We start from the raw sequence: 10,336 nt of genomic DNA on the forward strand, positions 1-10,336 counted from the left end.
CCCGGAGAGATGTACGGGCCGGGTTCCGTCGACGGTGGCGGCCTGGCTGATCTGGTCGGACGACTTGTGCACGGGCGGTGGACCGACGCGGTTCACGGGCATGACCGGCTGCATCAGGAGGGCGTGCCCGCCCAGGCGGCCAGTGCCCGGGCGCGCTCGTCGCCGCGTGCGCCGTCGTCGGGGGTACGGGTGGCCCAGGCAACGTGGCCGTCGGGACGGACCAGGACCTCGGTCACGCCGTCGAGCTCCGCGTGCTCGTCGTGCCGGTCGACGGCGAGGGCCGTGACCCGGGACTCCCAGCCCGCGGCGACGGCCTCCCGCGGGGTCGGAGCCCCGGACAGGGTGAGCAGGACGAAGCGGCCCCGGGCGAGCAGTTCGTACACGCGTGTCGCCCCCGTACCGGCGGCCGTCAGTCCGACGTCGGGCATGCGCCGTCCCACCAGCGGATCGGTGCCCGGGTCCGGCGGCGGGTAGCGGGTGCCGAGCGCGGAGACCTGGTCGGCGAGCCTGCGGTTGACCTCCGCCATGGTCAGCAGCTGGTCGAAGAGCTTGCGCAGGGCCGCGGCCGGGCGCTGGTACTGCGCGACCAGCGTCAGCTCCGCCAGCAGCGTCTGGACCTCGGTGTTCTCGGTGACCGACCGGCCGACCGGGCGGCGCTCCCCGTCGTAGCTGTCCAGCAGCCCGGGCGGGGCCCAGCCGCCGACCACGGCGGCCAGCTTCCACCCCAAATTCACGGCGTCCTGGAGCCCGGTGTTGAGCCCTTGGCCCGCTGCGGGGAAATGGATGTGGGCGGCGTCCCCCGCCAGCAGGACGCGTCCCGAGCGGTAGCTTTCCGCGAGCCGGGTGGCGTTGCCGAAGCGCGACAGCCAGCGGGGCTCGGCGACGCCGAAGTCGGAGCCGGTGATGCGGGTGAGCGACGTACGGAACTCCTCCAGGGTCACGGGCTCCCGGGCCGGCACCCGCATCCTTTCCGGGTCCAGATAGACGAACCGGGTGAGCCCGCCCTCCAGGGGCGCGACGATCACACCCCGGGCCCGTGCCGCATCGAGAGCGCCGGGCTGTGGGCAGACGACCTTGAAGTCCCCGAGGACCCCGGTCAAGGTCTCGTCGGTACCGGGGAAGTCGATCCCTGCGGCGTGCCGTACGACGCTGCGCCCGCCGTCACACCCGACCGTGTACAGGCCACGAACGGTCTCGGTGCCGCCGCCGGGGCCGCGCACTTCCACTTCGGCCCCGTCGCCGTCCTGGCGCACACCGAGGGTTTCGTGTCCCCGGCTGATCTCCACCCCCAGCTCGTGCGCACGCTGCTCGAGGATCGCCTCGGTTCGCGCCTGGGCCAGGAAGAGGGTGTAGCCGTGCCGGGAGTCGAGGGTGCTGAAGTCCAGTTGAGTGCGCAGGCCCGCGAAGTGCCAGCCAGGCACGGTCCGGCCGAGCGGGAGGAACCGGTCGAGCAGCCCTCGCTGGTCCATCAGTTCCACGCTGCGCGGGTGCAGGCTGAGCGCCCGCGAGTCGCGCTGCGGTTCGGTGCGGCGCTCCAGGATCCGGGTCCGTACGCCCGCCAGTGCCAGCTCGCAGGCGAGCATCAGCCCGGTCGGGCCCGCGCCCACGACGATCACGTCGGTGTCCATCGGAGATGTTCCTCCCTTATTTAATGAACGCTGTTCACGTGAACGATGTTCACTATAGTGGGGTCCATGAGCACCCCGTCAACCCCGACCAGAGGCCGGCCCGCCCGACTCGACCGGACCCGCACCGTCCTGACCGCCCTCGACCTGCTGAACGAGTCCGGTCTCGACGCGCTGACCATGCGCCGGCTCGCCCAGGCGATGAACGTCCAGGCGGGTGCGCTGTACCGCTACTTCGCGGCCAAGCAGGACCTGCTCACCGCGATGGCCGAGCACATGGTCGACGGCGTCGCCGACGCCGCCGGACCCGCCGGTGACGGTGACTGGAGCGAGAGAACGGCGTGCCTCGCCCGCGCACTGCGCACGGCCCTGCTCGCCCATCGCGACGGCGCACGGGTCTTCGCCGGCACGCACGCGACCGGCCCGAACACCCTGCGCTTCGCCGACGCCCTCGTCGGCGTGCTGCGCGAGGCGGGCTTCGGTGACGGCGATGCTGCACGGGCGCTGTACTCCGTGGCCAACTTCACCGTCGGCCACACACTGGAGGAACAGGCCGCCCTCACGCCGGGGGACGGGGGGCCCACCGACGCCGGGGCCCTGCGCGAGGCGGTGGTGGCAGGCACGTATCCGCACCTCGCCGCTTCCCTCCCGGTGCTCACCGGTACGGACTTCACGGCGCACTTCGAGTTCGGACTGCGGCTGCTCCTGGACGGACTGCGTGCCATCCACCGGTGAGCCCGCCGGCGGTCCCCGCCGCGGTACCCGTGCGGACGTGAGCGATCGCCCGTGCAGCCGGTGCCGGCCACCCGCCTCGGCCGCAGCTGCCATCAACGCCTGATGGGCCGGTGACACTCCGCACCTCGGTTGCGTTCTGCCGATGAGGCACCGCCCGGCGGTGCGTTGACGGCCAAGCGCCCGGGACGCCTGCCTCTTCGGACGAGCCGGGGCCGACGAAGCGAGCGGCCCGTGCGGGCCGTCGAAGACCCGGTGACAGCCGAGGCACCGGGCCGGGAACGAGGTGGGTGAAACCGGCAGGCTCAGCCGTTGTCAGGCACGGAACGGCGGCTTCGCCGATTACGTCGTGGTGGATGCCGACCGCCTGCACGACATGAGCACCTCCCCGCTCTCCGACCAGGAGCTGGCCGCCCTCCCGGTCGCCTACGGCACGGCGATGGGGATGCTGGAGCGTGCGGGGATCCGGAGCGGTGAGACGGTGCTCGTCACCGGCGCCTCCGGCGGGGTGGGGCTGGCCCTGGTGCAGCTCGCGGCGGCTCGCGGGGCACGGGTGGTGGCCCTGACCAGCGCATCCAAGACCGCCGCGCTGCGGGATGCCGGGGCCTCGGAGACACTGCCCAGGAACGCGGACCCCGCCGACCTGGAACGCCGGCTGGCGGCGACGGCACCCGAGGGCCTGGACGCCGTCGCGGACGTGGCGGGAGGGCCGTGGGTCGAGCAGTTCCTGCCCGCCCTGCGGGAAGACGGGCGCTGGGTCATCGCCGGCGCTGTCGCGGGCCCTGTCGTCACCTTCGACCTGCGCCGCCTCTACCTGCACAACCTCCGCCTCATCGGCTCCTCCATGCACACCCGCGCCCATTTCTCGGCCCTGGCCGACCTGGCCCGCACCGGGATCGTGCGGCCCCGCGTCGCGGCCGGCTTCCCCCTGAGCGACATCCACGCCGCGCAGGAGGCGTTCCGGGCCGGCACCCACGTAGGCAAGATCACAATCGTCCCGTGACGTGCGAGGGCACTGCCCGACGGATGCACGATCCGCGGTGTACGAGGGCGTGGACCGTGGTCGAACTGCGTGGCGAATCCGGAACCTGCGGGCAAGGGGAGGGCGTTCGGAGATTCCGGACGCTCGGACGGCCTTCGCAGCGGACACCTCTCCTGCACGTCGGCAGGGGCGGCGAGCCGCCGCCGGATGCACCGCGGCGAGCATGCCGACCGCGAGGGCCGCCGCCGTCACGGCGGCGACCCTCGCGGGCATCGGCGATCTCCGCGTGGCAGGCCGTGTCAGGCGCGGGTCCAGCGCTGGTTGCCGCCGTTCGAGCAGGCGTGGAGCTGAACCAGGGTGCCGTTGGCGGTGCCGGCTCCGACGGCGTCGAGGCAGAGGCCTGACTGGACGCCGACGACCGATCCGCCGGAGTCGAGGCGCCACTTCTGGTTGTCGCCGCCCCAGCAGCTGTAGATCTGGACTTTGGCGCCATTGCCGGTGCCCGCGGCGTCCAGACACTTGTCGCCGTAGACCCGGAGCTCACCCGCGTCGGTGTACGTCCACCGCTGGTTGCTGTTGCTGTGGCAGTCCCACAGCTGGAGCTGGGTGCCGTCGGTGGTGCTGGCGTTGGGCACGTCCAGGCAGCGGCCCGAGCCGGCGCCCTTGATCTGTTCGCCGTCCGCGGGGGGCTCCGTGGAGTTGCCGCCGTTGAGCGCGTTGAGGACGGAGGTGTAGGCGGCCTTCTTGCTGCCGTCGTTGTTGAACAGCAGCGGTGTCTGCTCGGATCGCCAGGAGTCGCTGTCGCGCACACCCCAGACGGTGACGCCGAGGCAGCGCGAGACGGCCAGGCAGTCGTTGACCACGTTGGCGTAGGTCGTGGGCGAGGCGCCCTGGATGTCGAGTTCGGTGACGGCCACGTCGACGCCGAGGGCGGCGAAGTTCTGCAGGGTGGTGCGGAAGTTGCTGTTGTAGGGGCTGCCGCTGTTGAAGTGCGACTGGAAGCCGACACAGTCGATCGGCACGCCGCGCTGCTTGAAGTCCCGCACCATGGCGTACATCGCCTGGGTCTTGGCCCAAGTCCAGTTCTCGACGTTGTAGTCGTTGTAGCAGAGCTTGGCGGACGGGTCGGCGGCGCGCGCGGCGCGGAAGGCGACCTCGATCCAGTCGTTGCCGGTGCGCTGCAGGTTGGAGTCCCGCCGGGCACCCGAACTGCCGTCGGCGAAAGCCTCGTTCACGACGTCCCACTGCGCGATCTTGCCCTTGTAGTGGGCCATTACGCCGTTGATGTGGTCGATCATCGCCTGGCGCAGTGCGCTCCCGCTCAGGCTCTGCATCCAGCCGGGCTGCTGGGAGTGCCAGGCCAGGGTGTGACCGCGCACCTCCTTGCCGTTCTGCACCGCCCAGTTGTAGACGCGGTCGGCGGCGCTGAAGTTGAACTGGCCCCGCTGCGGTTCGGTGGCGTCGATCTTCATCTCGTTCTCGGCCGTCACCGAGTTGAACTCACGGTTGGCGATCGACGTGTAGGTCGAGTCACCGAGCCTGCCCGAGGCGACGGCGACGCCGAAGTAGCGGCCGCTCTGCGCCGCCGCTGCGCCGAGCGTGCTCTCGGCGGCGTGTGCGGGCGGCGGCGTGACCAGTGCGGTGGCCGTACCGGTGGCGCCGACGACCAGCGCCAACAGCAGGCCGCGGATCTTCCGGCGGACAGTGGATCTGGGAAAGGTGGACGAGCCCATTGCTGTGCCTCCAAAGGGGACATCACGGAAGGACTGGAGCGTCAGGGGATCGCCGTCCGCCCCCATTCGGCAGACGGACGGTGCGGGCCGGGGCCCGGGCGGCACGGGATCACGGACACGGCGGTCGTGCGGGATCTGCGAGCGGTACGGATTGCCCAAGACTGTTGCGGTTCGGGATATCGAGCCGCGGCCCGTTTTCCAGACAGGAATGATCGAGGGGTTGATGACGCATCGTCAATCCTTGCGGCAAGAAAAGTTTCTGTCTCATAGTCGAAACTTTCGAACCCGCTGGGTGGGCATCGAATGCGGCGCGCCACCCTCATGTCGTCGGACTTCGTAAGACGGGATCGACGGGTCATGCGTCGGCGTCGGTGAGGTGGTGTGGGGCGCTTCGTGTTGGGGCTGACGCGAATCTTTCGATACCGAGGGCGACGTGTGCGAGGGGTGTTGACGCCATTCTCCGGCTCCCTATCATTTGGGTGCTCGATACTTCGCATCGCGTTCGACATATCGAACACTCGGGGCGTTCCGTCGCAGCGGGGCGACTCCGACTGCACCGCCCGATCGAACGGAGCCGCAAGGAGTCGTGCCGCATGCGCTCGTATGTCATGACCTTGTCAAACTCTTGTCGGCACTCTCTTCGTCTCAAGGCTGAGGAAGTTCCCATGCGCAGAGGAAGTTTGAGCCGCAGGCATCCGTCTGCGGTGATCACCACCATGATTGCGGCCCTGGCCGCGTTGGCGGCACTGCTCGTCGCCACCACCCCGGCCCAGGCGGCCACCAGTGGCGCCTTGCGCGGCGTTGGTTCGAACCGGTGTCTCGATGTGTCGGGCGCCGACCGGACCAACGGTACATACCCGCAGATCTACGACTGCTGGGGAGGAACAAGCCAGAAGCGGACCGGCCTGTCCGGGACGCCGCCGACGGACGGCGCGTGTTCGCTTCCGTCGACGTACCGGTGGACGTCGACGGGCGTACTGGCGCAGCCGGCGAACGGGTGGGCCGCGGTGAAGGACTTCACCACCGTGACGCACAACGGCAAGCACCTGGTCTACGCGTCCAACTTCTCGGGATCGTCGTACGGCTCGATGATGTTCAGTCCCTTCACCGACTGGCCGGACATGGCGTCGGCCGGCCAGAACGCGATGAGCCAGGCCGCGGTGGCGCCCACGCTGTTCTACTTCGCACCCAAGAACATCTGGGTGCTGGCGTACCAGTGGGGTTCGTGGCCCTTCATCTACCGCACGTCGAGCGACCCCACCAACCCCAACGGCTGGTCCTCCCCGCAGCCGCTGTTCACCGGGAGCATCTCCGGCTCCGACACCGGCCCGATCGACCAGACGCTGATCGCCGACGGCCAGAACATGTACCTGTTCTTCGCCGGTGACAACGGCAAGATCTACCGGGCGAGCATGCCGATCGGGAACTTCCCCGGCAACTTCGGCTCGTCGTACTCGACGATCATGAGCGACACGAAGGCCAACCTGTTCGAGGGCGTGCAGGTTTACAAGGTCCAGGGTCAGAACCAGTACCTCATGATCGTCGAGGCGATGGGCGCGAACGGGCGCTACTTCCGTTCCTTCACGGCCTCCAGTCTGAACGGGGCGTGGACCCCGCAGGCCGCCACTGAGAGCAACCCCTTCGCGGGCAGGGCCAACAGCGGCGCCACCTGGACCGACGACATCAGCCACGGTGACCTGGTCCGCGACAACCCCGACCAGACCATGACCATCGACCCCTGCAACCTGCGGTTCCTCTACCAGGGCAAGGACCCTGACGCGGGCGGCGAGTACAACCGGCTGCCGTGGCGGCCGGGCGTCCTCACCCTGCAACGCTGACCTTCCCGGTTCACGGTGACCGTGACGTGGCGCGGTCCGCGGGCGGGTGAGTGAGCGGTTCGCGGCTGGGCCGGTTCTGCCGCTGACCGACACCACCGCATAGAGGAACCCCGGCCGTGCGACGGCCGGGGTTCCTCTCACCTCTCGGCCAAGTCCTACGTCGGCCTCCTCGCGGCCGTGCTGGCGCACGACGGGCTCCTGGACCGCTCCGCCCGGACGGCCGCCCACGTCCCCGAACTCGCCGGAACCGCCTTCGGTGAGGCCCGGATCGAGGACCTGCTGCACATGGGCACCCAGGTCGGCTACGCGGGCCGGCCCTACGACAAGGCGCTCGAGGCCCAGCGCTACCACGCCGTCATCGCGCCCCGGTTGCGCCCCTTCGGCTACAACGGCCCCACCACCATCCGCGAACACCTCCTGACCGCCCGCGCCACCGGACAGCCGGGCACCGGGTTCCGCTACGAGAACGGCAACGTCGAGGCTCTCGCCGAAGTCCTGCGCCGCGTCACCGGATCGAGCACGTCGGCCCTGCTGAGCGAAGTCGTCTGGTCCCGGATCGGTGCGGAGGAGGACGCCTACTACATCGTCGACGACGATGGCGTCGAGGCTGCCTGCGGCGGCTTCAGCGCGACGGCCCGGGACGTGGCCCGCGTGGGGGAGATGCTGCGCTGCGGCGGGGCGGTCGGCGGCCGGCAGGTCGTGCCGGAACAGGTGGTCAGGTCCATCACCTGCGCCCCCGACGGCTATCCGCGTCGCGTGCGCTTCCCCGCCGCACCCTCGACGTCGCCCGCGACGCTGTCGTACCACGACCTGTGGTGGATCCTGAACGACCCGTACGACTCCTACATGGCCAGCGGTATCCACGGCCAGCGGCTCTTCGTCTCACCCGGTCTCGACCTCGTCGTCGTCCACTTCGGCTCCCAGGTCGTCTCGCCCTCCGTGCCGGCCGCCCCGCTCGCCCAGGCCTTCCTGCGGATCGGGACGCACCTCGCGGGTCTGGGCTGACCGCGGGTCCGGGAACTTTCTGTGAATCGGGCCGTGCCGGGCATGCGACATGTCCGACTGCTCCCGGTGACGGCGGCGGGAACTCTCAGGAGGCTCCCAGCATCTCTCCGAGTTCGGTCAGGGAGGGCTGACAGGTTCGGGGCCCAGTACTTCTTCTGTGAGCCTCGACCTGACTTGGAGCCCTTTCCGTGGCGACATTCCTCTCCCGGCTGGGCCGGTTCTCCTTCCTCAGGCGCCGGCTGGTCGCGCTGCTGTGGGTGGTACTGCTCGTGGGGACGGGGGTGCTGGCCGGACGGGCTCCCGCCGCGCCGCCCAACGACTTCTCCATGCCCGGCACCGAGGCGCAGCAGGCGTACGACCTGCTGGAGAAGAACTTTCCGCAGCTGAACGCCGACGGAGCGAGCGCCCGGGTGGTGTTCCGTGCCGAGGACGGCAAGGTCACCGATCCCGAAACGCGCGGGGCGATCGGGGAGACGGTCCGCGCCCTCGGTGCCAATCCTCAGGTCGAACGGGTCACCGACCCGTTCACCACCCGGTCCGTCAGCCAGGACGGCACCACCGCCTACGCACAGGTCTCCTACGAGGTGTCCTCCGCGGAGCTGGCGGAGGAGTCCCGCGCCGCGCTGCGCGAGACCGTCGAGCAGGCCGCCTCGCGGGAGCTGACCGTCGAAGCGGGCGGCAACGCCGTCGACGCCAGGGCCGCCGGTCACTCCTCGGAGGCCCTGGGCCTCGCCGTGGCCGCCGTGGTGCTCGTCCTCACCTTCGGCTCGCTGCTCGCGGCCGGGCTTCCGCTGCTGACCGCCGTGCTCGGCGTCGGCATCGGTGCGCTGACCATCCGGGTGCTGGCCGAGCCACTGGGCCTCGGCTCCACGACGACCAGCCTCGCCGTGATGATCGGGCTGGCCGTCGGCATCGACTACGCCCTGTTCGTGGTCTCCCGCTACCGTGCCGAACTCGCCCGCGGCCGCGGGCGCGAGGACGCTGCCGCGCACGCGGTGGGCACCGCCGGGTCGGCGGTCGTGTTCGCCGGGCTCACCGTGGTCATCGCCCTCGCGGGGCTGGCCGTGGTGGGCATCCCGCTGCTGACGCAGATGGGTCTGGCCGCGGCCGGCACGGTCGTCATCGCGGTGCTGATCGCCGTCACCCTCATCCCCGCCCTGCTCGGACTGTGCGGCCGCCGGATCGGCCCGGCCCGCCCGCGGCGGAAGACCGCACGGCGGCAGTCCATGGGCGTGCGCTGGGCCCGGTTCGTCGTCCGCCGCCCGGTCGCCGTACTTCTCGCCGGCGCCGCACTGCTCGGTGTGGTCGCGCTCCCCGCCGCGTCCCTGGAGATGGGTCTGCCCGGCGACGACAGCAAGCCCGCCTCGACGACCCAGCGCCGGGCCTACGACATGATCGCCGAGGGTTTCGGCCCGGGACACAACGGCCCGCTCACCGTGGTCGTCGAGGCCGACGACGACACCGGCGCCGAGCCCGCCGCGCGGCGCGTCGCCCGGCAGATCGACGGACGCGAGGACGTCGCCGCCGTCGGGCAGCCCCGCCTGAGCGCGTCCGGCGGCACCGCCGTACTGACCGTCGTACCGGCCGCCTCTCCGAGCAGCACGGAGACCGCCGACCTGGTGCACGCCCTGCGCGATCCGGCGTTCGCCGCGGACACCGGGACCCGGGTGCTGGTCACCGGTACGACCGCGATGAACGCCGACGTCTCGCAGCAGCTGTCGGACGCGCTGATCCCGTACCTGGGCCTGGTGGTCGGTCTGGCGTTCTTCCTGCTGATCGCCGTCTTCCGCTCGCTGCTCGTCCCGCTCAAGGCGGCGCTCGGCTTCCTGGGGTCGGTGCTGGCCGGTCTGGGCGCGGTGGTCGCGGTCTTCCAGTGGGGATGGCTGGGCTCCGTCCTCGGGGTCACCGAGCCGGGGCCGATCGTGTCGATCATGCCCGTCTTCATGGTCGGTGTCGTCTTCGGCCTCGCCATGGACTACGAGGTGTTCCTGGTGACCCGGATGCGCGAGGCGTACGTCCACGGGCAGTCGCCCAAGGACTCCGTGATCAGCGGGTTCGAGCACAGCGGGCGGGTGGTGGCCGCCGCCGCCGTGATCATGATCTCGGTGTTCGCCGCGTTCCTCGGATCCGAGGAGCAGATCCTCAAGACCATCGGCTTCGGGCTCGCCGCCGCCGTCCTCTTCGACGCCTTCGTCGTCCGCATGACGCTCGTCCCGGCCGTCCTCGCCCTGCTCGGCCGGAGCGCATGGAGCCTGCCCCGGTGGCTGGACCGGCTCGTGCCCGACCTCGACGTGGAGGGAGAGCGGCTGGAGCGCGGCCCGCGCGGCGTCACGGCCGAGGAGAACGGTGCCGACCCCGTCGGTGCGCCGGCGGGCCACCTCCCCGGCAACTGAACCCGTCCCCCCCCGCTCGGAGGAGCCC

The 10,336-nt window shown here is 70.8% G+C and carries 7 protein-coding genes; 5 read left to right on the plus strand and 2 right to left on the minus strand.

Features of this window, described 5'->3' with window-relative positions:
* Nucleotides 1-113: 113 nt before the first annotated feature.
* Complete coding sequence (locus tag DMH12_RS04025; protein WP_125490137.1) at nt 114-1,628, minus strand: monooxygenase; 1,515 nt, start codon at nt 1,626-1,628, stop codon at nt 114-116.
* A gap of 66 nt (nt 1,629-1,694) precedes the next feature.
* Here DMH12_RS04025 and DMH12_RS04030 point away from each other — a divergent pair, with 66 nt between their 5' ends.
* Both DMH12_RS04030 and DMH12_RS04035 read left to right on the plus strand, forming a co-directional pair.
* Nucleotides 1,695-2,360, plus strand: a complete 666-nt coding sequence (locus DMH12_RS04030; RefSeq protein ID WP_125490138.1) for a TetR/AcrR family transcriptional regulator — start codon at nt 1,695-1,697, stop codon at nt 2,358-2,360.
* A gap of 346 nt (nt 2,361-2,706) precedes the next feature.
* Complete coding sequence (locus tag DMH12_RS04035) at nt 2,707-3,360, plus strand: zinc-binding dehydrogenase (RefSeq protein ID WP_260474037.1); 654 nt, start codon at nt 2,707-2,709, stop codon at nt 3,358-3,360.
* Nucleotides 3,361-3,638: 278 nt separating this feature from the next.
* Here DMH12_RS04035 and DMH12_RS04040 read toward each other — a convergent pair whose 3' ends face one another.
* Nucleotides 3,639-5,072 carry an endo-1,4-beta-xylanase gene (locus tag DMH12_RS04040; RefSeq protein WP_125490139.1) on the minus strand — a complete coding sequence of 478 codons (1,434 nt, stop codon included), beginning with the start codon at nt 5,070-5,072 and terminating at the stop codon, nt 3,639-3,641.
* A gap of 665 nt (nt 5,073-5,737) precedes the next feature.
* Here DMH12_RS04040 and DMH12_RS04045 point away from each other — a divergent pair.
* The 3 genes from DMH12_RS04045 (at nt 5,738) to DMH12_RS04055 (ending at nt 10,308) form a co-directional block, all read left to right on the plus strand.
* Nucleotides 5,738-6,910 carry a non-reducing end alpha-L-arabinofuranosidase family hydrolase gene (locus DMH12_RS04045; RefSeq protein ID WP_125490140.1) on the plus strand — a complete coding sequence of 391 codons (1,173 nt, stop codon included), beginning with the start codon at nt 5,738-5,740 and terminating at the stop codon, nt 6,908-6,910.
* Between the two features lie 99 nt (nt 6,911-7,009).
* A complete protein-coding gene (locus DMH12_RS04050; RefSeq protein ID WP_260474039.1) occupies nt 7,010-7,915 on the plus strand; it encodes a serine hydrolase in 906 nt (301 codons plus the stop codon).
* A 188-nt stretch (nt 7,916-8,103) separates the two neighbouring features.
* The gene (locus DMH12_RS04055) at nt 8,104-10,308 is read left to right on the plus strand and encodes an MMPL family transporter (protein ID WP_125490141.1); all 2,205 of its coding nucleotides are present in this window, start codon (nt 8,104-8,106) and stop codon (nt 10,306-10,308) included.
* Nucleotides 10,309-10,336 lie beyond the last annotated feature (28 nt).

This window comes from Streptomyces sp. WAC 04229, from assembly GCF_003947455.1.
GTDB lineage: Bacteria > Actinomycetota > Actinomycetes > Streptomycetales > Streptomycetaceae > Streptomyces.

What these genes read in the sequence shown, in the direction of transcription:
- DMH12_RS04040 (WP_125490139.1), bottom strand. Translation starts at nt 5,072, where the DNA reads ATGGGCTCGTCCACCTTTCCCAGATCCACTGTCCGCCGGAAGATCCGC.
- DMH12_RS04025 (WP_125490137.1), bottom strand. Translation starts at nt 1,628, where the DNA reads ATGGACACCGACGTGATCGTCGTGGGCGCGGGCCCGACCGGGCTGATG.
- DMH12_RS04045 (WP_125490140.1), top strand. Translation starts at nt 5,738, where the DNA reads ATGCGCAGAGGAAGTTTGAGCCGCAGGCATCCGTCTGCGGTGATCACC.
- DMH12_RS04030 (WP_125490138.1), top strand. Translation starts at nt 1,695, where the DNA reads ATGAGCACCCCGTCAACCCCGACCAGAGGCCGGCCCGCCCGACTCGAC.